27 protein-coding genes are annotated in these 21,861 nt (G+C 46.1%); 3 read left to right on the top strand and 24 right to left on the bottom strand.

All coding sequences use genetic code 11. From position 1 onward, the window contains the following. Window positions 1-77: 77 nt before the first annotated feature. The 18 genes from ACFSVM_RS18470 to spoIIIAA form a co-directional block, all read right to left on the bottom strand. Window positions 78-980 (bottom strand): polyprenyl synthetase family protein, encoded by a 903-nt coding sequence (locus ACFSVM_RS18470; protein WP_379263799.1) that lies wholly within the window; start codon window positions 978-980, stop codon window positions 78-80. Next, window positions 977-1,231, bottom strand: coding sequence for an exodeoxyribonuclease VII small subunit (gene xseB / locus ACFSVM_RS18465; protein WP_047911056.1), 255 nt, complete (start codon window positions 1,229-1,231; stop codon window positions 977-979). The genes ACFSVM_RS18470 and xseB overlap by 4 nt, the downstream gene beginning before the upstream one ends. Next, complete coding sequence (gene xseA / locus ACFSVM_RS18460) at window positions 1,221-2,582, bottom strand: exodeoxyribonuclease VII large subunit (protein WP_379263849.1); 1,362 nt, start codon at window positions 2,580-2,582, stop codon at window positions 1,221-1,223. Before xseA ends, xseB begins: the two co-directional genes overlap by 11 nt. A gap of 15 nt (window positions 2,583-2,597) precedes the next feature. Further along, complete coding sequence (gene folD / locus ACFSVM_RS18455) at window positions 2,598-3,455, bottom strand: bifunctional methylenetetrahydrofolate dehydrogenase/methenyltetrahydrofolate cyclohydrolase FolD (RefSeq protein WP_076313089.1); 858 nt, start codon at window positions 3,453-3,455, stop codon at window positions 2,598-2,600. A 66-nt stretch (window positions 3,456-3,521) separates the two neighbouring features. Beyond that, window positions 3,522-3,974, bottom strand: coding sequence for a transcription antitermination factor NusB (gene nusB / locus ACFSVM_RS18450; protein WP_076313090.1), 453 nt, complete (start codon window positions 3,972-3,974; stop codon window positions 3,522-3,524). Between the two features lie 146 nt (window positions 3,975-4,120). Further along, on the bottom strand, window positions 4,121-4,354 hold the full coding sequence (locus ACFSVM_RS18445; protein ID WP_047911053.1) for a DUF2273 domain-containing protein: 234 nt from the start codon (window positions 4,352-4,354) through the stop codon (window positions 4,121-4,123). 13 nt (window positions 4,355-4,367) lie between these two features. Then, entirely contained in the window at window positions 4,368-4,910 is a 543-nt protein-coding gene (amaP, locus tag ACFSVM_RS18440; protein ID WP_047911052.1) for an alkaline shock response membrane anchor protein AmaP, read from the bottom strand. A 96-nt stretch (window positions 4,911-5,006) separates the two neighbouring features. Next, a complete protein-coding gene (locus ACFSVM_RS18435) occupies window positions 5,007-5,420 on the bottom strand; it encodes an Asp23/Gls24 family envelope stress response protein (RefSeq protein ID WP_047911245.1) in 414 nt (137 codons plus the stop codon). 113 nt (window positions 5,421-5,533) lie between these two features. After that, window positions 5,534-6,877 carry an acetyl-CoA carboxylase biotin carboxylase subunit gene (gene accC, locus ACFSVM_RS18430; RefSeq protein ID WP_047911051.1) on the bottom strand — a complete coding sequence of 448 codons (1,344 nt, stop codon included), beginning with the start codon at window positions 6,875-6,877 and terminating at the stop codon, window positions 5,534-5,536. A 72-nt stretch (window positions 6,878-6,949) separates the two neighbouring features. Next, entirely contained in the window at window positions 6,950-7,432 is a 483-nt protein-coding gene (gene accB, locus ACFSVM_RS18425; RefSeq protein WP_076313091.1) for an acetyl-CoA carboxylase biotin carboxyl carrier protein, read from the bottom strand. 140 nt (window positions 7,433-7,572) lie between these two features. Next, complete coding sequence (locus ACFSVM_RS18420; protein ID WP_379263794.1) at window positions 7,573-8,319, bottom strand: SpoIIIAH-like family protein; 747 nt, start codon at window positions 8,317-8,319, stop codon at window positions 7,573-7,575. A 55-nt stretch (window positions 8,320-8,374) separates the two neighbouring features. Continuing rightward, window positions 8,375-9,016, bottom strand: a complete 642-nt coding sequence (spoIIIAG, locus tag ACFSVM_RS18415) for a stage III sporulation protein AG (RefSeq protein ID WP_090723898.1) — start codon at window positions 9,014-9,016, stop codon at window positions 8,375-8,377. Window positions 9,017-9,048: 32 nt separating this feature from the next. Then, window positions 9,049-9,789 carry a stage III sporulation protein AF gene (gene spoIIIAF / locus ACFSVM_RS18410; RefSeq protein ID WP_076313094.1) on the bottom strand — a complete coding sequence of 247 codons (741 nt, stop codon included), beginning with the start codon at window positions 9,787-9,789 and terminating at the stop codon, window positions 9,049-9,051. A 4-nt stretch (window positions 9,790-9,793) separates the two neighbouring features. Next, complete coding sequence (spoIIIAE, locus tag ACFSVM_RS18405) at window positions 9,794-10,915, bottom strand: stage III sporulation protein AE (protein ID WP_238546327.1); 1,122 nt, start codon at window positions 10,913-10,915, stop codon at window positions 9,794-9,796. Between the two features lie 94 nt (window positions 10,916-11,009). Further along, window positions 11,010-11,399, bottom strand: a complete 390-nt coding sequence (gene spoIIIAD / locus ACFSVM_RS18400) for a stage III sporulation protein AD (protein ID WP_047911046.1) — start codon at window positions 11,397-11,399, stop codon at window positions 11,010-11,012. A gap of 34 nt (window positions 11,400-11,433) precedes the next feature. Next, complete coding sequence (gene spoIIIAC, locus ACFSVM_RS18395) at window positions 11,434-11,637, bottom strand: stage III sporulation protein AC (RefSeq protein ID WP_047911045.1); 204 nt, start codon at window positions 11,635-11,637, stop codon at window positions 11,434-11,436. Between the two features lie 17 nt (window positions 11,638-11,654). Next, complete coding sequence (gene spoIIIAB / locus ACFSVM_RS18390; RefSeq protein ID WP_047911044.1) at window positions 11,655-12,173, bottom strand: stage III sporulation protein SpoIIIAB; 519 nt, start codon at window positions 12,171-12,173, stop codon at window positions 11,655-11,657. After that, a complete protein-coding gene (gene spoIIIAA / locus ACFSVM_RS18385; protein ID WP_076313095.1) occupies window positions 12,166-13,152 on the bottom strand; it encodes a stage III sporulation protein AA in 987 nt (328 codons plus the stop codon). Before spoIIIAA ends, spoIIIAB begins: the two co-directional genes overlap by 8 nt. Window positions 13,153-13,430: 278 nt before the next feature. Here spoIIIAA and ACFSVM_RS18380 point away from each other — a divergent pair, with 278 nt between their 5' ends. Continuing rightward, window positions 13,431-14,168, top strand: coding sequence for a 2-phosphosulfolactate phosphatase (locus ACFSVM_RS18380; RefSeq protein WP_379263790.1), 738 nt, complete (start codon window positions 13,431-13,433; stop codon window positions 14,166-14,168). 86 nt (window positions 14,169-14,254) lie between these two features. Here ACFSVM_RS18380 and ACFSVM_RS18375 read toward each other — a convergent pair whose 3' ends face one another. From ACFSVM_RS18375 to ACFSVM_RS18355, 5 genes are all read right to left on the bottom strand, one after another. After that, window positions 14,255-15,508, bottom strand: a complete 1,254-nt coding sequence (locus ACFSVM_RS18375; protein WP_047911041.1) for an aspartate kinase — start codon at window positions 15,506-15,508, stop codon at window positions 14,255-14,257. Between the two features lie 270 nt (window positions 15,509-15,778). After that, window positions 15,779-16,336, bottom strand: a complete 558-nt coding sequence (efp, locus tag ACFSVM_RS18370; RefSeq protein ID WP_047911040.1) for an elongation factor P — start codon at window positions 16,334-16,336, stop codon at window positions 15,779-15,781. A gap of 23 nt (window positions 16,337-16,359) precedes the next feature. After that, the gene (locus tag ACFSVM_RS18365) at window positions 16,360-17,430 is read right to left on the bottom strand and encodes a M24 family metallopeptidase (RefSeq protein ID WP_090723893.1); all 1,071 of its coding nucleotides are present in this window, start codon (window positions 17,428-17,430) and stop codon (window positions 16,360-16,362) included. A gap of 31 nt (window positions 17,431-17,461) precedes the next feature. Beyond that, window positions 17,462-17,917, bottom strand: coding sequence for a type II 3-dehydroquinate dehydratase (gene aroQ / locus ACFSVM_RS18360; protein ID WP_047911038.1), 456 nt, complete (start codon window positions 17,915-17,917; stop codon window positions 17,462-17,464). A 133-nt stretch (window positions 17,918-18,050) separates the two neighbouring features. Beyond that, window positions 18,051-18,539, bottom strand: coding sequence for a YqhR family membrane protein (locus ACFSVM_RS18355; RefSeq protein WP_379263786.1), 489 nt, complete (start codon window positions 18,537-18,539; stop codon window positions 18,051-18,053). A 287-nt stretch (window positions 18,540-18,826) separates the two neighbouring features. Here ACFSVM_RS18355 and ACFSVM_RS18350 point away from each other — a divergent pair, with 287 nt between their 5' ends. Then, window positions 18,827-19,831 carry a DUF1385 domain-containing protein gene (locus ACFSVM_RS18350; RefSeq protein WP_047911036.1) on the top strand — a complete coding sequence of 335 codons (1,005 nt, stop codon included), beginning with the start codon at window positions 18,827-18,829 and terminating at the stop codon, window positions 19,829-19,831. Between the two features lie 9 nt (window positions 19,832-19,840). Further along, the gene (locus ACFSVM_RS18345) at window positions 19,841-20,170 is read left to right on the top strand and encodes a hypothetical protein (protein ID WP_076313099.1); all 330 of its coding nucleotides are present in this window, start codon (window positions 19,841-19,843) and stop codon (window positions 20,168-20,170) included. A 98-nt stretch (window positions 20,171-20,268) separates the two neighbouring features. On the opposite strand, the gene ACFSVM_RS18340 is transcribed toward ACFSVM_RS18345, so the two are convergent. Beyond that, window positions 20,269-21,855: a family 10 glycosylhydrolase gene (locus ACFSVM_RS18340; RefSeq protein ID WP_379263783.1), complete on the bottom strand. Its 1,587-nt coding sequence runs from the start codon at window positions 21,853-21,855 to the stop codon at window positions 20,269-20,271. Window positions 21,856-21,861: the final 6 nt, after the last annotated feature.

The following is a 21,861-nucleotide window of genomic DNA, read 5'->3' as shown; positions in this document are numbered from 1 at the left end:
CATTATACCACAATCCACTTTAAATCATAAATTTCGCCAGTTAGAGGTGAATTGATGTCTATGCTTTCGCTTGACGACTAATGATCTCTCTTCATCAAATAATCCGCCAATTCCAGCAGTCGAGATGGATCAGGAATCTGTCCCGTAATCAGCGCTTCTTTTGCAGAAGACGTTAACCGCTCCACCTCAGCCAAGGACTGATCCATACCTATAAAGAACGGATAAGTTACTTTTTGCTGGTTCACATCACTCTGTGTCTTCTTGCCCAGCTTCTGCTCATCTCCGATTAGATCGAGAATATCATCCTGAATCTGGAAGGCAAGACCAAGGTCTCTGCCGAACGAACGAAGCGCCTCCAGCTGTACATCATCTGCCCCTCCAATTCTGCCTCCAGCCATGAGGGAGAAGATGATGAGGTCGCCCGTCTTATGAAGATGAATGTATTCAAGCTGTGATAAGGAAGTCATCCCCTGTTCGCCCTCCATATCAGCCACCTGTCCTCCGACCATACCTCGTGCACCTGCATGAATAGAGAGCTCCTCCACAATAGTGAGTACGCGATCTGATGGAATATTGAACTTGCGAGCTGCCTGAATCACGCTGTAAAAAGCATGGGTGAGGAGTGCATCACCTGCAAGAATAGCCATCGCTTCCCCGTATACCTTATGATTGGTCAAACGTCCCCTGCGATAATCGTCATTATCCATGGTGGGCAAATCATCGTGAATCAAAGAGTACGTATGTATCATCTCTACGGCAGCAGCAACCGGCAGAGCGGCTTCCCGCTCCACGCCAAATGCTTCACATGCTGCGATTACAAGCGCTGGGCGAAGTCTCTTTCCTCCGGCCATCAGCGAATACTGCATCGATTCTTTTAAATGCTCAGGAATATCCCAAGCTTCAGGAAAAACGGTTCTCAGCTCTCGCGCCATCAAGTCGGCGACATCCTGAATATACAATTCTATGGATGGTCTAGTCACAAAGAGACACCGCCTTCATCTTCATTACCTCCAAAAGGCTGCTTTCGAAACTCTCCATCCTCTTCTACGATCATTTCAATCTTACGTTCCACTTGTTCGAGCTTCTGGTTGCACATTTGAGACAGTTTCATCCCTCTTTGGAACAGCTCGATCGCCTGCTCAAGGGGAACGTCTCCCCGTTCGAGCTGGTTCACAACTTCTTCAAGCTCGGCCATCGCAGCTTCAAAATTCAGCTCCTGCTCATTTGCCATCTTCATTTGCCTCCTTTATCTCCCAGACCTGGCAGGCAAGCTGCCCATCGACCAGTTTAATTTTGACCAAGTCACCCGGAGCGACCTCTTTGGTTGATTTCACTAACTTTTTATCCTGCTCATCATATACAAGGCTGTAGCCTCTTGACATAACTTTCAGCGGACTCAGTGCATCGAGATGCCTCATATTTCCGTGCAGCTGCTGCCTACTCACCTTCACAAGAGATGTCATCGCCGTCTCTAGCTGCTTCCTGTACGCCAATATTTCCTTCTTCGCGGAAGACACCTGTGCAGAGGGGTTAAAACGAACGAGTGAGATCCGCATCCGTTCCTGCTTCTCTCTTGCAAACCTTTTGCGAGAATCCATCGCCCTTGTTAACCTCATATGGAGCTGATCCAGCCTTTCCGTATGCTGCACCAGACTTCTACGCGGATTCATGAGAACCGGAGACTTGGATAAACGTTCAAGCTTATCTCGATTGTGCTTGGCTCTTGTTATCAAGCTCTGATTCAGCCTACGCTGATAACCAGCGAGTTGTTCCTTCAGCTCCATCTGATGGGGCACGGCTAGCTCTGCGGCAGCTGTCGGTGTGGCTGCTCTCACATCTGCGGTAAAATCTGCAATCGTAAAATCCGTCTCATGACCGACTGCAGAAATAACCGGAATTTCGGATCTTGCAATCGCTCTTGCTACCATTTCTTCGTTAAAGGCCCACAGCTCCTCTAATGAGCCGCCGCCACGCCCGACAATGATGACGTCAACTTCTGCCATCTCATTGACTAGATCAAGTGCACGTACGATTGAAGGTGCGGCCGTCTTGCCTTGGACAAGCACAGGATATAAATAAACCTCAGCCAGTGGAAAACGGCGAGTGATAGTCGTAATAATATCTCTCACTGCCGCTCCAGTCGGTGAGGTAATCACGCCTATGGATTTAGGATAGCGGGGCAGAGGCCGCTTGCGTCCAGCCGCAAACAAACCTTCCTCGTCCAGCTTCTGTTTTAACTGCTCATATGCCATATACAGGCTGCCAATCCCGTCAGGCTGCATATGTGTTGCATAGAATTGATATTGTCCATCCCGTTCATATACGGACACATTGCCCCGTGCAATGACACGGGCGCCTTCCTTTGGAATGAAGGGCAGCCTGCGATTGTGCGTCGCAAACATGATAGACTTAATCCGGCTGCCTTCATCCTTCAGTGTAAAGTACATATGCCCGCTGGAATGATGTGTGAAATTGGAGATTTCACCACGAATCCATACATCTGTCAGGACAGAATCAGATTCCAGCTTCATTCGTATATATCGATTCAAATCTTTAATTGAATAAATGCGCTCTTCAGCCAGAGGAATCACTCCTTTTTAGACAAGACCATGAGCACGCTTAGCGGACAGCAGCGTATTCTGCATCAGCATCGTTATTGTCATAGGGCCAACTCCGCCTGGAACAGGGGTAATGGGTCCAGACACCTCACTAGCACTCGCAAAATCCACATCGCCTGCAAGCTTTCCGTTCTCAAGCCGATTCATTCCTACATCTATAACAACGGCACCTTCCTTGATGTAGCTTGCATCGATGAAATTAGCCCGTCCAATAGCGACAACAAGAATATCAGCCTGACGTGCAATTTCTTTCATATTTGAGGTACGAGAATGACACATCGACACCGTAGCGTTCTCACGCTGAAGGAGTAGTGATACCGGTTTGCCGACAATGTTACTGCGTCCGATCACAACAGCGTGCTTGCCTGCAATCTCAATTCCTGTACGTTTGATCATCTCAATAACGCCCGCAGGTGTACATGGCAGAAGACTATCGTCCCCAATTACCAGATTACCCACATTGACAGGATGGAACCCATCCACATCTTTTTCAACCGCTATGGCATTGATCACTTTCTTTTCATCAATATGACCCGGAAGAGGCAATTGAACCAGAATACCGTTAATGCTCATTTGACGATTCAGTTTGTCAACAAGAGCAAGAAGATCCTCTTCACTTGTATCACTTGGAAGACGGTGAACCTCTGAATAGAAGCCCAAATCATGGCATGCTTTTTCCTTATTGCGAACATACACTTGTGATGCAGGATCTTCGCCGACCAGGACCACGGCCAGACCTGGCACAATATTTTTTGCCTTCAGCTGCTGAACTTCTTCTGTAATCGAATTTCGAATATCTTCTGAAATTTGCTTTCCGCTAATAATTGTTGCCGTCATGTCTCTTCTCTCCCTTGGATCCAAACTATATAAACAATCGTTATGCATTAGAATCATCGTACACTATTATTTAACACGAGCCTTCAGAGCTTCAACATCCTGAATCATTTTTCCTAATACCCCATTTACAAATTTCCCAGACTCATCTGTTCCAAAATGTTTAGAGAGCTCAATCCCTTCATTTACCGCTACCTTGGCAGGGACGTCCTCACGATACAACATCTCGTAAGCAGCCAGTCTCAGAATTTGGCGGTCTACGCGGGACAAACGGCTGACCTGCCAGCCCTTCAGATAATCAGCCAGCAGACTGTCGAGTGCTTCTTTGTTCTCCCAGATGCCGCGTACATGCTCTAGCACATAGGCATGCATTACCGCCTCATTCTTGATAACCACTTCACCTTCATTTTCTTCTGCAGCTTCCTCAAACAGCATATCCACTGCAGCTTTCGCCTCGACCTCATTCATTTCCATCTGATACAGACTTTGAACCACGATTTCCCTTGCCAAACGTCTTTTCATTTCCTGCCTCCTGCTTTCATATCTAATCTATCCGTGATTTACAATGTATTCTTCACACAAAAAAACCTGTGCTTATGCTATTCTTCCCAAAAACGGGCATGAAGACTGCAGCTCTTTTTTGGAGTAAGAAAAGCATATCACAGGGTTCATTTGAACGGACGCCAAACATTAAGCAGATAGTCTAGCCAGCTCCGCCATGGAATGACGTTGCTAAACTTCTGATCGCTTCTTCTGCCAAGCGTATATCCGATAAACACCACGAGTGCAAAGAACAACATATCCCAAAAACCAACCATCAAATAAATAATACCTAAAAAAATCCCACCGGCAATGCCTAAAATCCGGCCTTTATAACTGTCCCAGATTTCCTTCCACGGCATCCATCAACCACCTCTATTCCACTCGGCTCTTATAGTTCGGTGATTGCACAAGATTGGCGATGTATACCGATACGACTGCTACCGGAATCCCAGTAATGTCTTGTACATGATCATGTACTGCCTTTTGAAGCTCGCTTGTCAGCTCCGGAATGGAACTTTCACCGTCAACTACAGCACGGATTGTAATTTCAAGACCAGACTGGGCGACCTGGATACGCGATTTCACCTCACGCACGCCACGGAATTTGGATGAAGCTTTCAGACACAGATTTTCAATCGTCTCCATGGATATTTGAATATCCCCATATTCCGTCTTCTGATCAACCGAAGGATAAGTGTTATGGTCCCTACGTACAGAAATATAGAAGAATCGGATACTAAGCAGAAACAAGATGATCGCCACAGTCAGAATGACTGCCATGAGCATCTGTTCATTCTGAATATACATATCCAAATCAGGCACAAGTCCGCTAAACAGGAGGATGATAATTACAGATACTACACCAACAACTAAACTGTATAAAAATAACAGAAGCCTGTCCAGTATTTTAGCCACGAACGTATTCAACCTCCCAACATCAACAACTAGTATAAAAAAGATGGACTAAACCCCTGGCGCATGACGCCGGGGGTTTATAAGTTTCAGATCATTTTATTTCACGCGCTGAGGGCTGATCTCAGGTTGATCGTCAAGCTTCTCTTGATTCTTGAATTGAACATCGTGAATCTGAACGTTTACTTCGACGACCGTAAGTCCTGTCATATTCTCAATCGAGCGCTTAACATTCTGCTGAATTGCGGAAGCGACTTCCGGAATACGATGTCCATATTCAATAATTACAGAAACATCAACAGCAGCCTCGCGCTGGCCTACTTCAACTTTGACGCCTTTTGAGAGGTTCTTACGTCCTAGCAATTCAGCAAATCCACCTGCAAAACCACCGCTCATGCCAGCCACGCCGCCAACCTCAAGGGTTGCAAGTCCAGCAATGACTTCAATGACTTCCGGCGCAATTTGGATCTCGCCAATGTCCGTTCTCTCAAATTCAGTCGGCACTGTGCTCATCTCATTTAACACACCTTTCAATAGTAAGTTTCCTCGTCCACAAGAAAGACATGCGTACTTATTATTCATACTATAGCATTCGAGGGACTTTATGACAAACAAGCTTGCCAAATTTAAATTTCATTTTCCTCTAAGAATTTGATATCAAAGTCACCTTTGGAGAAGGCCGGATGATCAAGCAGTCTTTGATGGAAAGGAATCGTCGTAGGGATGCCCTCTACAGCAAATTCGGACAAGGCGCGCTTCATCTTCGCGATCGCTTCATCACGAGTCGGTGCCCACACGATCAGCTTGGCAATCATGGAATCATAGAAAGGCGGAATGCTGTAGCCTTGATATGCTGCGCTGTCTACCCGTACACCAGGTCCACCCGGTGCAAGATAGAAATCAATCTTACCCGGTGCAGGCATGAAGTTACGGCTCGGATCCTCTGCATTGACTCTGCATTCAATGGACCACCCGTCAATGACGACATCCTCCTGTGCAAAGGAGAGCGGGCTTCCTTCAATGACTGAAATCATTTCCTTAATCAGGTCAATCCCTGTGACCATCTCGGTGACCGGATGCTCAACCTGAATACGTGTATTCATCTCCATGAAGTAGAACTCACCGTTCGGGCTGAGGAGAAATTCCAGTGTACCCGCTCCACAGTAATCGACAGCAAGTGCTGCACGTACGGCGGCATCACCCATCTTCGTACGTGTTTCTGGGTCCAATACGGGACAAGGCGCTTCTTCAATAAGCTTCTGTCTTCGGCGCTGGATTGAGCAATCTCTCTCCCCTAAATGAACCGCATGTCCATGCTTGTCAGCAATGATCTGAATCTCAACATGCTTCATTCCCGTCAAAAACTTCTCCAGATAGACACCAGCGTTGCCAAAAGCCTTCTGAGCTTCCTGCTGTGCTGCCACGATCTGCTTCACAAGATCTTCCTCGTCTTCAGCAATCCGGATTCCTTTACCTCCGCCGCCTGCAGTCGCCTTAATAATTACAGGATAACCGATATCTCTTGCGATCATAACTGCTTCTTCGACACTCTCCACGAGACCGTCAGAGCCCGGAATAACAGGAACACCTGCATCCTTCATCGTTTGTTTGGCTACCGCTTTGTCCCCCATCTTCGTGATGGCATCAGCGGAAGGGCCGATAAAGGCAACATTGCAGGATTCACAAATCTCCGCAAAATCTGCATTCTCAGCCAAAAAACCGTAGCCAGGGTGAATTGCGTCACATTCAGTTAATGTGGCTACGCTCATAATATTAGTTATGTTAAGGTAGCTGTCCTTGGATAAAGTCGGTCCGATGCAATAAGCTTCATCTGCAAGTCTGACATGGAGTGCGTCACGATCCGGTTCTGAGTAAACAGCTACCGTTGCAATACCCATTTCCCTGCAAGCTCTAATAATCCGAACGGCGATTTCTCCGCGGTTTGCTACCAATATTTTTTGAAATTTCATGATTACCATATCCTCCTTTGGAGCATTGACCTATTAAAAGCTGCTATCTATAGTCATTTCACCAACAGGAGCTTACTCCGGTTTGACCAAGAACAAAGGCTGACCATACTCAACGAGCTGTCCATTCTGTACAAGAATTTCTACAATCTCGCCTTTCACGTCAGCTTCAATTTCATTCATCAGCTTCATCGCTTCCACAATACAAACGGTTGTTTTCTCTGTTACTTTGCTGCCAACATTAACATAAACGCCCGCCTCAGGCGAAGGTGCAGAGTAGAACGTACCGACCATCGGAGACACAATTTTATGTAAATTGCTGTTTGCAGTCGCTTGTTCCTGTACAGGCGCAGCAGCCGGTGCTTCAATTGCTTGTGGTACAGTCTGAACCTGGTTTGCTACTGGATAAGCACTGACCGCAGCCGCTGCTTGGACAATTTCAGTCTTGCCTGGTTTACGAATGGTCAGTCTGGACCCTTCATTCTCAATTTCAAGCTCCTGTACGGAAGACTCGTCAATAACCTTAATTAATTCTTTGATTTCATTTAATTTAAACATTTGTTATTTTCACTCCTTCGGCATACTGCCATATTCACTCGGACAGTCATAACTTTATGTATTATATCACAAACACTAAAAATGGAAAGAGCCCAAGAATTAAGGGATTCTGGGCGCTTCCCAACTTGCTTGCAGCTTATTTATTCTTTGACATATTGAACCCGGACTTTGTCCTGCGTTACATCCAGCTCGCTGATGACCAGATCAACAATGTTTACAGCGTCGATCGCCTCCAGCTTCTCGCTGATCACAACCACTTTGTACTCATCCTCTTCCTCTTGAACAATAGCGTTTGCATACTGCTGGGAGAGCTGTTCCTCGATACCTAGTATTTTCTCATTTTTTTCCTCTAATATACGCAATTGTTCCAAGGCCTTTGCATTTTCTTCCGGTGTTTTTGTCGCATCGGATGCCGCAGCCGTCAGTTCATTCTCAAGCTTGCTATTCTCTGAAGATCGTTCCCATTGATAATTCTCGAAGACCGTGATTGCCGAATTAGGGTCATCCTGAGTCTCCAGCTGGTTCAGTACATCTTCATCTGTCTTTGCTTCTTCCGTTGCTGCCTCTGTCTCCGTACCTGTTCCTTCAGTACTTGGTGCTGCCGCCTCCGTTTCTTCCCCGGTTGCTGCTGGTTCTTCCGAAGTGTTAACCGGTGCTCCTGTTTCGTCCGTTTGCTCACCTGTTGCTGGTTCCTCAGTTACAACTTCGTTCAAGACAAGTCCTTCCAGTGTGTTTTGAGCAGAAGCTTCTTCGGCATTACTCATCTGTCCGGACTCTGCAGTCTGATTGGACGATCCTGAATCATCCGTGAATAGATAATAAGCGGATAGAACAACCATCAGACTCAGCATCGATACGAGCCATATCGTTTGTCTTTTGTTTTTCATTTTTGAATTCCTCCCACATTGGATCAAGATTAAGATTTGGCACTAATTTAGTGCATTACTGCTGTTTTCTGGGCACGACTGAAATTCTGTACGACGGAACGTTTAGACCCTTCTCTACCGCTTCAACGATAAGGTCCTTAACCACTTTGTTCTCTGCACCCTTGGCAACAACGAGTACCCCTCGCACCTGAGGCTTGATCTTCTTCGTGATGATCGGCACCTCATCGCCGGATTCATTGTAAGTCACAATCTCACCGTTACGTGTATATTGGGTAATGTTTCGTTCACCGCCGTTTGCGTCGGTCTCCTCCGTGTTTTGCTGGGAGTCCTGCATGTTACGCTGAACGATAATCTCTTCGGTAGAGTCAATAGTCACCATAATATCCACCGTTCCAACACCAACGATTTGCTCAAGAATTCCTTTCATTTTATCCTCAAACGATCTTTCGATCGTATCAAAAGGGGTGGCCTCATTAACGGAAGACTCAAAGGCTGACTGTACACTGGTCTCCTGCGGCGGTTCTCGCCCAACGTTCTCTGGTTCAATCTCTTTGACATTAACAAAGGAGCTAAGGATCACGATGGCAACCCCAATCAGCCCGACAATGATTAACCAGCGGAACGTTTGTCCTCGCTTAGCAGCTCCATCCTCGCCTGATCCAAGCCATTTATTTAACTGATCTCTTAATTTCCCCATGTTATATTCACCTCGCTTATATCATTCTGAGTTCAAAAATGGTTATCTGTAGAAGGAATAAGAATCCGAACCCGCTCAGGATTCACTTCCCATTCCTGTTTAAGCAGCTCTTCAATCAGACTGATCTCTGTCATTGTCATGGCTGAAACGGCTTCGTCATCTGTGGTGGTTCCTTGGTCATCCTCCGCATTCATCGTCTCAGATGCATCCACTTGAATATCACTTGGTTCCACCGGCTGAATATAGATCGGTCCAAGCTCATCATCCGTCTCTTCAGGAGGACGCTGCTCTTCCTGTTGCGCTGAATAGGTGTCAGCAATAGCGACCTCCACACTTGTAATCCCGGTCTCCCCTGATTTCTTTCCCGACCTCTCAAGAGCTCCGAGCTGCACAGTAACCGACTTTACGGGCAGCTGTGATTCCTGCTCAATCTGTGCCTTCATCTGATCCGCAACCTCATTGGCTGCCCAGTCCATGGCACTCATTTCATGCTGCTGTGTGAGCTCTCTGCTTTTGTCCATAATTTCAGATAGTGTCATGTCCTGCTCCTCTGTAGAGCCTCCGCCCCAATCCGTTAAGGCGGCACTTAATCTTTCATTCGAATCCTGGTTAATTAAATTGATGATCGGTGAAATCAGAGTAAGCAGAATAAGCAGACTCAGCACTAATTTGACATATCGTTCCATGGATTTGTTCGGTAGAAGCATATCCACGAATGTGGCGAGAAGCACCACCAGTATTAATTCCCTGAGCCAGCCGCTGAGCCATTCCATCCTCTCACCTCAACATCACCGTCATATTTCCTGCAGTCAGCATAATCGTGATGGCTAGAAAGAACATGAGACTCACTGCCGCAAGGGCAGCGAATACATAGATTAAGCTTTTTCCTATCGCTTGGAGGCATCCAACAATAGGTGTATTGCCAAGTGGCTGCATGATCGCTGCTGCGACGTTATAGATCAGTGCCAGTGTCAGTATCTTCAATGCAGGAAATGCGCAGATGAACAAGATGATGATCACTCCCGCGAGTCCAATCGAGTTCTTCACGAGCAGCGAAGCGGAAATGACCGTATCTGTTGCATCGGCGAGCACCTTCCCCACAACAGGAACGAAATTACCGGATACATATTTAGCAGCTCTGATGGTCACGCCATCTGCTACGGAGCTGGTAGCCCCCTGCACGGATATGACACCGAGGAAGATCGTCAGGACCACACCGAGCAGCCCCACGCCGATTATTCGCAGCAGATTCGCAAGCTGAGTAAGCTTAAATTTGTCAGTTAATGAGCTGACCAGGTGCAATACTGCCGAGAAGAACAGCAGCGGGAATACAATCTTATAGATCACCATACTGATGGTGTGAATCATAAACACGATCAGTGGATGCGTCACCGATACGGTAATGATATTTCCCATGGATGCGAGAAGCGCAAACAGCAGCGGAATCATCGCAAGCATGAAGTCAATCATCTGGTCGATGGCACCCTTTGCATAGCCGATAGCGACGTTGAAGCTGTTGATCGAAATGACGACGATAACCATGTAACAGATGGAATAGGCGACCTTGCTGATCGTGCTCTTCTCAAAAGCCGTCTGGAGCGTTTCTAGAATCATGCTCATAATGTTCAGCATAATGATGGTGACCAGCAGCTTTCCGTTAAACAGGATCTCATGGAGCAGGAATCTGCCGATCGCGCTGAATATATTTTTCAGGCTGAGTCCTTCTCCTCCAGGAAGGAGCATGTCCATGAAGGAGGGCAGCTGTCCTTCAGGAAAAAAACCGCCATAATCATTAATGAGTGACTGCCAATATTTCTCTACCTGCTCTGTGGGCAGCTGCTCCAGTTGTTCTCCTGCCCAGTCTGTAACGGGCGAGCTGGCGAATACATTCGTACCCAAGGCGAAGAAAAAACAGATGACAAATACGATAACGATTCGTTTATCCTGACAGTGATAGCTCTTATTTATCACATCCTTTATCCTCCGCCTCCACTCATACCGGCAGCAGCTTCAGTACCGTTTCGATAATAATGCTGATGATCGGTACGGCCAGTACCAGAATCAACACTTTGCCGGCAAGCTCGATTTTTGAAGCAATACTTTCTTGACCTGCATCTCTTACAATTTGTGCTCCAAACTCTGCGATATAGGCAATGCCAATGATCTTGAGAATGGTCTTAAGATGTACTTCATCCATTCCTGAGGACTCTGCCATTCGTTCCAGAACGCCAATAACACTGCCAATCTTGCCAATGACGAACAGAAAGATGAGAATCCCGGCTGTGGTTGCAATTAGAAACGCAAACATGGGCTTTTGCTCTTTCACAATCAAGATCAGGATGGTTGCGATTAGTCCAAGTCCTACGATTTGTATAATTTCCATGTTATGATCACCTTTTGTTCACCTTAAGCCTGCTTTAATGGAACAAGAATATAGACTTGATCTCCTGAAGCAAATTGTCGAGCATGCGAACGACCATGAAGAGCACAACAACAAATCCGATTACGGTAACCCAGTGTGCCATATCTTCTTTGCCCATTTGCTTGAGCACCGTATGGATCATCGCTATGATAATTCCGATGCCTGCGATCTGAAATATTGCATTTACTTCTAAATTCATTTGAGAATGGCACCTCGCTATAAGATCAGGATGACGATCAGCGCCCCGACCAGAAGTCCAAGACTGCGGCTCATCTTCTCATACTTTATTTGATCGTTCCGGGCCGAAGCTTCCTCATGATTCAGCTGCTGAATGGCAAGGGTGATATGCTTGTTCTGCTCTTCCCGGTCACTCGTTCCCAGGCTGAAGCTGAGCTGGCGAATCGCTTCTTTTTCCGGCTGCTTCATCGCCGTTTGGCTCCAATAGCGATTTATCGCATGCTGGAAGCTCTCTTGGGCCGACAGGCCTTGTGAGGAATTCATATGGTCCGCAGCCGAGATAAACAAACGCCCAAGCGGTTCACTTGCCTGTTTACCAATTTGACTCAAGGCTTCGGCAAGAGGTCTGTAGCTGTAATTGATCTCTGTCAAAAGTCGCTGCAGCATCAATGTAAGCTCCCTGATCTGCTTCGGTCGTGAGGCAAATTGATTCGCTTGATAAAAACCAGCAAGCGTCCCTGACAATAAAATAAGGACGGAACCAATCAGCTTAAGCATAAGTGCCTCCTGTGGTCATTCCTTGCTGATGCATGCCTTGAGGATGCAGACTCTTGTGCCTCATATCGGAGATTTTGTACTGAAACCTTTTTCCTGTGCGATCCAGAATAACGATTAATTGAAAATAATCTTCACTCATCAGCTGATGCAGCGCGGGTCTGCGTTTAAGCTCGGCTATATCTCTTCCATGGGCTGAAGCGATGACGGATATCCCTGCACCCAGCGCTTCCTTAATCGCCTCTGCGTCTTCCTCCCGTCCGATCTCATCTACAATAAGTACTTCCGGTGACATGGAGCGAATCAGCATCATCATTCCTTCGGCCTTCGGACAAGCATCCATGACATCGGTTCTTGGACCCACATCAAATGTCGGAACCCCTTTATAGCTGCCTGCTATCTCCGAGCGCTCATCCACAATGCCGACCTTAAAGCTCTTTCGTTCATTGCTGCCCATACTGATCTGCCTTGACATATCCCGGAGAAGCGTTGTCTTCCCCTGCTGCGGAGGAGATAGGATGAGGGTATGCTTGATTCGTGAGGTCTGTGGGTCCAGAAGGTGTGGCATCAGCCTGTCCGCTGCTCCTCTGACTTCTTTTGCAATTCGAATGTTGTACCCGCTGATATCCCTCAGGTGCTCAACCTTTCCGCCCTTTAGAACGGTTCTGCCAGCTAGTCCAATCCGGTGTCCTCCTGGAACTGTAATGAAGCCTTTTCTCAATTCTTCTTCCAATGTATAAAGGGAATGATTGCTGATTAGATCCAGGAAACGATAGGTGTCATCTCTTGAAGGCTTGTACGCTTCACTTGGCTTCTTAGACGGGCTACCTTGTTTTGTAACGAAATAATGTTCGCCATGGGTATTGATCTCCATCGGTCTGCCTTCCCGAATTCTTATTTCTTCAAGCGTTTCTAGCAGCTGCAGGGGAATATATTCCAATATTGTTTTTAATGGAGTCGGGAACAGGTCCAGCCATTTCATATAAGCACCCCCTTAACTCGTGCACTTTTTCTGAGAGCTACTTCCGGGTCGTTTTTGTTGGTCTTAACCCATATGTATGCCTGTACCTGTTTTTTATGACGGGAATCTATCAATTTTTTCATTAATTAAGAGGAAATATAGCAATCGTCTATATCACCTCTATTAAGAGAATTTCTACTCTCTATAGGCACCAGCCCTGTTCATTGTGCATATGGTAAGCTAACAGACTCCCATTTCATTGATTGAGGTGGAAGAAGCAAGTTAGGGAGGTGATTTCTTTGCGTATAGATGTCGTTGCGAGTGTCAGTGAGGTAAGATCTGAAGATCTGGTACACCGAAGTGCTGTCGTTATTGATGTATTTCGAACTTCCAGCACCATCGTTACGGCGCTCGCCCACGGGGCAGCCTGTGTCATTCCGGTTGAAACCGTACCTCAGGCCAAACAGCTTCAATATGAGGATATGATTCTTGGAGGAGAACGATTCTGCAAAAAAATAACGGGCTTTGATGCGGGTAACTCACCTTTGGAATATACGAAAGAACTGATTCACGGAAAAAATGTGATCTTAACGACCACAAGTGGAACAAGAGCGCTCATAAAGGCTTCTAAGGCCTTAACCGTCTTCTCTGCATCCTTTCTCAATGCGAGGGCATGCGCAGAGACTTTGGTACAACTTGATCGCGATGTAGTCCTCTTATGTGCGGGTAGTCAGGATCGATTTGCTCTTGAGGATGGATTATGTGCCGGAATGCTTATCGATGATCTGAAGCAAATGACCCAGCAGCAGGTACGTTCAAACGATCTTGGTATAACGGTTCATCAGGCGTACCTTCACAACAAGGATCAGCTGAAGAAAATAGTGTATGAAGGAAACGAGGCCAAACGTCTTATCAAGCAAGGCCACGCCCTGGATGTGGACTACTGTTTAGAGATGAATAGCAGCTCCATTGTGCCTGTACTAGAGAGTAACCAAGTGATCCGGCCTTGGACAACAAAAAAAGATCTGCACAATTAATGTGCAGATCTCCAGGCCGTCGATAAGTTCACGGCAGCTATGAGTATAACTTCTAATTAGTAAAATACTTGTGATAACACACTTCGTTATCTGCGGTCCTGCGGACCACCGACAAAAGCTTTGACATCGGTGTCCAGGTTATAAGCTGTATGCAGCGCTTGAATAACTTCATTCAGCTTGTTGCCTTCGATGACACAAGAGACTTTAATCTCAGAGGTGCTCACCATCTTAATGTTGACCCCTTGTTTAGAAATAACATCAAACATTTGAGCGGCTACGCCAGGATGGCTGACCATTCCTGCACCCACGATAGATACTTTAACCAGGTTCTCTTCAAAAGTAACTTCACGATAAGGAAGCACCTGCTTCATGCTATTGATAACCTCAATTGCACGCTCGCGATCATCCAAGGCTACAGTGAAGGAGAAGTCCGCTTTACCGTCACTAATACCGCTCTGTACGATGATATCTACGTCTAGCTGTGCTTGAGCCAGTGCACCGAACATACCGGCCAGCACTCCTGGAATATCCTCTACTCCCAGAATACTAATTCGTGCTACGTTTTTATCATAAGCGATGCCGCTTACCACTACTCCCTGTTCCAATGCCGCTTCCTCCTTCACAACCGTTCCTTCATTATAGTTAAAGCTTGAGCGTACAACCAAAGGCACCTTCGAATGCTTCGCATATTCTACTGCACGCGGATGCAGAACCGCGGTACCCAGGTGAGCCAATTCAAGCATTTCATCATACGAAATTTCTTTGAGCTTACGAGCTACTTTGACGATTCGGGGATCTGTCGAATATACACCGTCTACATCGGTGTAGATCTCGCAAGCATCCGCCTTGATTGCAGCAGCCAAAGCTACAGCTGTTGTATCCGAGCCGCCCCGGCCAAGTGTCGTAATTTCTCCATCCGCCGTAATACCCTGGAAACCTGCAACAATGACGATCTTTCCTTCATCAAGTGAACGCAGCACCTTCTCCGGGTTAATATCCGTAATTCTTGCTTTGCCATGTACCGGCTCTGTCACAAATCCTGCCTGCCAGCCTGTATATGAAACTGCTTCTCGGCCGAGCTGCTGAATAGCCATGGACAGCATCGCGATCGATATTTGCTCACCTGTCGTCATCAGCATATCGAGCTCCCGCGCCGGAAGCTTACTATTTAACAATTTCGCTTGGTCAATCAAATCGTCAGTTGTATCTCCCATTGCGGAAACGACAACTACACATTTATGCCCTTCATCCTGTTTCTCGGCAACACGTTTGGCTACCCGTTGCATCCGTTCTGTATCTCCAACAGAACTGCCTCCGAATTTCATTACGAACAAAGACAAACCGAACTCACTCCCTACAGTATGTAACGTAAGATTGTAAACCATGGTAAGCATAAGCTCACCTTGCTTCTAAACAGTATAATACGAATAGCGCTTTGTTGTAACCCTTTTTTACTGTAAATCAGTAAAGATGTTAATGTGAAAATATGGAACTCGCGATAAATGGATTCTCTTTCTCTTAATAAAACAATATCCTCTGCTGAATAATGCTTAAGCAGAGGATAGTACAGCATGATATTACATATTTATTATCTTACAAATGTCTATTTATTACGCGCGGGAGTTGTATTTACCTTCGCGAGTATCGATGATCAGAACATCGCCTTCGTTAATGAAAAGAGGAACCTGAACATTCAGACCCGTTTCCACTTTTGCATTTTTGGTAGCACCTGTTGCTGTATTGCCTTTGATTCCAGGCTCGGTTTCAACAACCTTCAGCTCTACAGAGTTAGGCAGGTTGATACCCAGGATCTCTCCTTGGTAGCTGATGATGTTCACGTTCATGTTCTCTTTGAGGAAGTTCAGTTCCCACTCGAGCTGATCGCTGGTCAATGTAAATTGATCGTAAGTTTCGTTATCCATGAAGGTATGCTCATCACCGCTTGCATAGAGGTAAGATACACCGCGGTTATCGATTTGAGCGCGTCCAATCGTTTCACCCGCGCGGAAAGTTCTCTCTACCGTGTTGCCATTACGCAGGTTTTTGAGTTTAGAGCGAACAAATGCCGCGCCTTTACCTGGTTTAACGTGTTGGAAATCAAGAACCGTAAAGATATCTCCGTCAACCTCTACTGTCAAGCCTGTTTTAAAATCGTTTACTGAAATCACTAAAAAACCCCTCCTAATAATAGTTACAGCTTCAAAAGTTCTTTGTTGGAATGCGTGAGCAGACGAATCCCTGATTCTGTAATCACGACATCATCCTCAATTCGTACACCGCCGATTCCAGGCAGGTAAATGCCCGGTTCCACGGTAACGACCATACCAGGCTCAAGAATATCATCGCTCAGCTTGGACAGTCTGGGAGATTCATGAACCTCCATGCCCAGACCATGTCCGGTACTGTGGCCAAACTGGTCTCCATAGCCGTATTTCGTAATCACATCTCTTGCGAGAGCGTCTGCTTCTCTTCCTGTCATACCCGGCTTTATATGTTCCAAAGTATGTAATTGGGCTTCCAATACAATATCATAAATCTCCAGCAGCTTAGCTGCAGGATTGCCGATTGCAATGGTCCGCGTCAAATCTGAACAATATCCGTCAAACAGCGCTCCAAAATCAAACGTAACAAAGTCTGACGTTTCAATCACTTTGTTACTGGCAACCCCATGCGGCATTGCTGAACGTTCGCCAGAAGCTACGATCGTATCGAACGAAGATGATGCTGCACCATTTTTGCGCATGAAGAATTCCATTTCCAGATCTACTTCACGCTCTGTCATTCCCGGCTTGATCACATTCAGGATATGCGAAAAAGTTGAGTCAGCCAAGTCTGCAGCACGCTGCATGATGGCAATCTCGTTCTCATCCTTGTAAATCCGCAGCTTCTCCACCAGGCCGCTGACAGGCACGAGAGACACGGGCTTCAATTGCTCTGAATAGACCCCATACGTAGAGAAAGTGACGAGATCCTGCTCAAATCCAAGAGACTTGATACCCTCTTTATCCAGGAGCTCTTTAACCGTACTCATCGGCTTGGCTGCATGTTCCACTACCGTGTAACCTGCTGCCTGCTGAGAAGCTTGTGTCATGTAACGGAAATCCGTAAGCAAATAGGCTTGTTCAAGCGTAATCAATACATATCCGGCTGAACCCGTAAATCCGGTCATATATCGTCTATTAATAGGACTGGTGACCAAGAACGCTTCCAGCTGAGACTCCTGCATCGCTTTACGCAATTTCAACACTCGGTTGTTCCCCATGATTATACCTTCTTTCTTCGCTCTCGTTCATTCAATCCATCGAAGCGTCTTGTGTCTCCAAATAGCGATACATCGCGTTTAGAGCATGTTCATAGCTGTAAGCTCCGAAGCCAGAAATTTGACCAATCGTTACCGCTGCAATGACCGACGTATGCCGGAAAGACTCCCGCGCATGAATATTAGACAGATGAAGTTCGATGGTAGGAATTTTAACTGTGCTCAAAGCGTCACGAATAGCATAGCTGTAGTGAGTAAAGGCACCTGCATTAAGCAATATTCCGTCAACTTCCCCCAAGGAAGCATGAATTCGGTCGATAAGTTCGCCTTCATGATTCGATTGATAAAAAGTAATGGATACGGAAAGCTTCTCCGCCTGAGCACGAAGCATTTCTTCAATGGATTGAAGACTTTGCTTGCCATAAATACCAGGCTCACGCACACCAAGCATATTCAGGTTCGGGCCGTTCATGACCAGAATCCGTTTCATATCCTCGCGCACCACCTTTCCTGCAAATAACCATCTGCTATTTTACCATACCGGATATTGGATTGAGAAGCTTTTTTGCATCAAGACAGAAGTGGTGAGCGATCGGTGTAGTTACATATTAGCTAGCAATTTATTATGAGCCCATCTGGGTGTCTCTTTTACGTTCATCCGTAAACTCCATTGCGATACTGTAACCGATAAACAATCCCCACAGCAGGAACAAGCAGACTTCGCTAACGATGGAATCCCAGGTCAGCTGGTTTAGAGGCTTCATCATCCCTGTCCAGGGACCAATCCATACAAAGAGAATGACCCACCAGACTATCCCATAGATCAGGCCAGGTATAGGCCCCTTCAGCTTGCGGAACAGATAAGTATATATAATGGAGGCAAGCAGTGAGAAGACAATGAAAAACAGCCACCCGATAAAATGTCCCTGTATTTTATAAATATAAGCATGCTTGAAAAAAGGCTCTGCCAGAAAACCTATCGGTATGACAGTAAAGTTAAAGTAGTAAAATATCCACTGAATACCTCCCCAGATCAACCCTGCAAAAAAACCGATTTCCAACGCAAATACAAATTTATTAGTAATCTCTCTGCGCTGTTCTAAGTGACTCATGATTCATCCTCCTGCAGCTTATGTATTTATTTATCTTCTCGGAAGTAAGAGATCCGCAACTTTTTGGGCTGCAGCTCGTACATAAACACGATCACACTTTTGCATCTGATAACCAAAAGCAATGAATGGCCCTAGCTGCAGCAAATGTCACTATGCATACTCTCATGTAAAACCTTGTTATAACTTGTAGTATGTTCAAATTACTGAAGACTAGTCAGAACTAGAAATTGCTGGCGGAATTCGATACAATGTAGACAATCGAAGTTAAGAATAGGAAGGTGAGTTCTTTGCCTCAAGAATCAAAAAGAGTGGCTTATGGCGGTCAAGCCGTAATTGAAGGGGTCATGTTCGGCGGGAAGCATGTGAATGTCACTGCAGTACGTCGCAAAAACCAAGAAATCACTTTTCTTGAAGTGCCTAAGCAGGACAAATCCTGGGTTACCAAATTGCGTAAGGTCCCTTTTCTGCGCGGGATTGTCAGTCTGATTGACTCCAGCGCCAAGGGAACGAAGCATTTAAATTACTCGGCAGATGCATATGCTGACGACGAGCTGACACCGGAAGAACGTGCGAAGAATCAAGAGGATGAAGATTCTGGCTGGAGTCTGTCGATGATTATCGGCGTTGCTGCCGTAGGTATCCTATCCTTTGTATTTGGTAAAGTGGTGTTGACGGCGGTTCCGGTATTCATAGAGGAATTTCTATTCGGCAGCCTGTCGATCAGCCAGTTCGGTCATACTTTCATTGAAGGAATTATTAAGATCCTGCTTGTCTTTGCTTACCTGTACTTCTTATCCATGACACCAACCATCAAGCGATTGTTTCAATATCATGGTGCAGAGCATAAGGTAATAAGTGCTTATGAAGCTGGAGCTGAGCTCACTCCGGAGAGTGTACAGAAATTCAGCCGTCTCCATTACAGATGCGGAAGCAGCTTCCTGGTGCTCAGTGTCATTGTCGGGGTGCTTGTCTATTCTGTATTCTCGATCCCGTTTCCTTACGATAATGTATGGGAGCGTGTAGGACAGCGGCTCATGCTCTTGCCGATCGTACTCGGTGTTTCATTTGAAGTATTAAAGTTTACAAACGCAGTAAGAGACATACCGGTTCTTCGCTTCCTTGGTTATCCGGGCCTGTGGCTTCAGCTTCTTACAACCAAAGAACCAACGAACGAGCAGGTTGAGGTATCGATTGCCTCCTTTAACCGTATGCGTGAGCTTGATGCGGAATTTGAAAAATCACCCGCAACGTTCAGTGTAACTAGCGGTAATCTTGATCCTGTGAAAGGATGAGGATCTGACATGGTTAAGCATGCAGTAGCTTTTTGGATCATCATGATATTGGCGGTCTTCGGTTTATATGTAAATATTCGACTTGGTCGATGGGATGCCCTAATCTTCCCCCTGATCCTGGGAGGACTCATCTTCTGGTTCTATAAGCGTCCCCCTCGGGCATTGACCGGCAGACACCCTAAAGTGAAGCCTTCCAAAGCAACGATGGCGAAGCTCGAACGGAGTAAGTCAGGACATAAACCCGGACAGACAATGAATAAGCGCAAGAGCTACCCTTTTCATGTCATTGAAGGACAGAAGAAAAGCAAAAATGACGATGAGCTTCCTAAATATCATTAGCAAAAGCAAAAGTCCTTTGACCTGCTAAAGGTCAAAGGACTTTTTATGTTGTAGATCAGCAGTTTATGAAGCCAATAAATTTAATATTTCAGACAAATTCATTTTCCGTAATAGTTTTGCAGTAAGCCGATCAAGCCAAGAGGATTCTTGGTCAGGTATTGTGCACTAAAGTAGATGTCGCCATCAACTTCTTCATACTGCTCATTATATTTGAGCTGATTAATGATTTCATTTGCGGTGTGCCAGCCCGCTTCGGATGTTCCCAGCTTGTAAGGTGAGTGACCTATATACAGATCCACATCGGTCCCTGACACCTCATCGACCCACCAGTCAACCAGAATATCGTATCTTGCCGCTTGGAGTGACATGCTCCAATAAATCTGCGGTGCAACATAATCAATCCACTCTTTCTGAATCCAAGTACGCACATCCGCATGCATATCATCATAGGCGGTCACGCCTGCCTTCGTATTCGAGCCTGTCGGATCATCTGCGATGTTTCTCCACACGCCAAATGGACTAATTCCATACTCGACTCCAGGCTTCACAGCTTGTATCTGTTCCCCAAGTGACTGAACGAACCTGTTAATGTTATCTACACGCCAGTCATTAATATCTGTATAGTTGTTGTAATTGTATGCTTCGAAGGCAGCTGCATCATTAAAAGTGACATTAGATGGATAGAAGTAATCGTCCAAATGAACGCCATCGATGTCATAACGATTCACCACTTCCATGATGGCATCAATAATATGCTGTCTTGCATCTGGGATACCCGGATTAATGTACATCTGATTCTTAGCGGTTACGATCCAATCCGGATGTACATTCACTACATGATTGGCTGCATTCTTGCTAATGTCTGCCGTCGTATTCGCGCGGAAAGGATTAAACCAGGCATGGAATTCCATCCCCCGTTTATGTACTTCCTCGATCATGAAGCTGACAGGATCATACCCTGGATCCACCCCTTGGTTGCCAGTCAATACTTTGTTCCATGGAACCAGTGTGGAAGGATAGATCGCGTCAGCAGCACCTCTCAGCTGAACAAATACCGCATTGATTCCCATAGACTCCAGCTTATCAAGCTCCTGGATGAAATCACTCTTCTGCTTCTCCACATTATTCATAGAGCCTGATTTCGGCCAGTCTCCATTAATGGTGGAGATCCATGCGCCTCTCATATCGCTGTCCTCTGGTTCTCCAGGTACAACCGGGATTTCCGGATCCGTCGGCCACAAATTCGTAGAGGTGAGATGAATCGTTTTGGCGGATTGATTCCATTTCACAATCAGGCCCAGATGCTCGCTGACAAAACGAATCGGCACCATCACACGGTTTTTGGTGTTGGTCACATTCGCGGACAGCTGTACCGTTTTTCCGTTCACAATCGCCGTGCTCTTCCCTTGGGTCAAAGACAGGTCGTTGCCAAATCCTTGAATCCGAACGGTTTTGGACGCCTGATTCCACTTAACCGAAGCGCCAATGCCTTCACTGATTACACGAAGCGGCACCATCGTGACATTGACTTTGGGTACGATATAAGGCGCAACGTCAGACTCCAGCTCCTCACCATCCAAATAAATCGTAATTCCTGCCGTACTGGCTGCGAATGTCACAGAGCCCCCTTGAAATGCCAGCAAACAGACTAGCAATAATGCGATGCATTGTTTCCATTTCCTCATACAACC

It is taken from the genome of Paenibacillus shunpengii (genome assembly GCF_042684905.1).
GTDB lineage: Bacteria > Bacillota > Bacilli > Paenibacillales > Paenibacillaceae > Paenibacillus > Paenibacillus shunpengii.
This window is presented reverse-complemented; position numbering and strand designations above follow the sequence as displayed.

Coding starts and splice junctions, on each gene's coding strand:
- ACFSVM_RS18435 (WP_047911245.1), bottom strand. CDS start 5,420: ATGAGCACAGTGCCGACTGAATTTGAGAGAACGGACATTGGCGAGATC.
- spoIIIAC (WP_047911045.1), bottom strand. CDS start 11,637: ATGAATTTAGAAGTAAATGCAATATTTCAGATCGCAGGCATCGGAATT.
- spoIIIAB (WP_047911044.1), bottom strand. CDS start 12,173: ATGCTTAAGCTGATTGGTTCCGTCCTTATTTTATTGTCAGGGACGCTT.
- accC (WP_047911051.1), bottom strand. CDS start 6,877: ATGAAATTTCAAAAAATATTGGTAGCAAACCGCGGAGAAATCGCCGTT.
- spoIIIAA (WP_076313095.1), bottom strand. CDS start 13,152: ATGAAATGGCTGGACCTGTTCCCGACTCCATTAAAAACAATATTGGAA.
- ACFSVM_RS18420 (WP_379263794.1), bottom strand. CDS start 8,319: ATGAAAAACAAAAGACAAACGATATGGCTCGTATCGATGCTGAGTCTG.
- spoIIIAD (WP_047911046.1), bottom strand. CDS start 11,399: ATGGAAATTATACAAATCGTAGGACTTGGACTAATCGCAACCATCCTG.
- ACFSVM_RS18445 (WP_047911053.1), bottom strand. CDS start 4,354: ATGCCGTGGAAGGAAATCTGGGACAGTTATAAAGGCCGGATTTTAGGC.
- ACFSVM_RS18355 (WP_379263786.1), bottom strand. CDS start 18,539: ATGAGTCACTTAGAACAGCGCAGAGAGATTACTAATAAATTTGTATTT.
- xseB (WP_047911056.1), bottom strand. CDS start 1,231: ATGGCAAATGAGCAGGAGCTGAATTTTGAAGCTGCGATGGCCGAGCTT.
- spoIIIAF (WP_076313094.1), bottom strand. CDS start 9,789: ATGGAATGGCTCAGCGGCTGGCTCAGGGAATTAATACTGGTGGTGCTT.
- folD (WP_076313089.1), bottom strand. CDS start 3,455: ATGACGGCAACAATTATTAGCGGAAAGCAAATTTCAGAAGATATTCGA.
- ACFSVM_RS18340 (WP_379263783.1), bottom strand. CDS start 21,855: ATGAGGAAATGGAAACAATGCATCGCATTATTGCTAGTCTGTTTGCTG.
- accB (WP_076313091.1), bottom strand. CDS start 7,432: ATGTTTAAATTAAATGAAATCAAAGAATTAATTAAGGTTATTGACGAG.
- ACFSVM_RS18345 (WP_076313099.1), top strand. CDS start 19,841: ATGGTTAAGCATGCAGTAGCTTTTTGGATCATCATGATATTGGCGGTC.
- nusB (WP_076313090.1), bottom strand. CDS start 3,974: ATGAAAAGACGTTTGGCAAGGGAAATCGTGGTTCAAAGTCTGTATCAG.
- spoIIIAG (WP_090723898.1), bottom strand. CDS start 9,016: ATGGGGAAATTAAGAGATCAGTTAAATAAATGGCTTGGATCAGGCGAG.
- aroQ (WP_047911038.1), bottom strand. CDS start 17,917: ATGAAACGGATTCTGGTCATGAACGGCCCGAACCTGAATATGCTTGGT.
- ACFSVM_RS18365 (WP_090723893.1), bottom strand. CDS start 17,430: ATGGGGAACAACCGAGTGTTGAAATTGCGTAAAGCGATGCAGGAGTCT.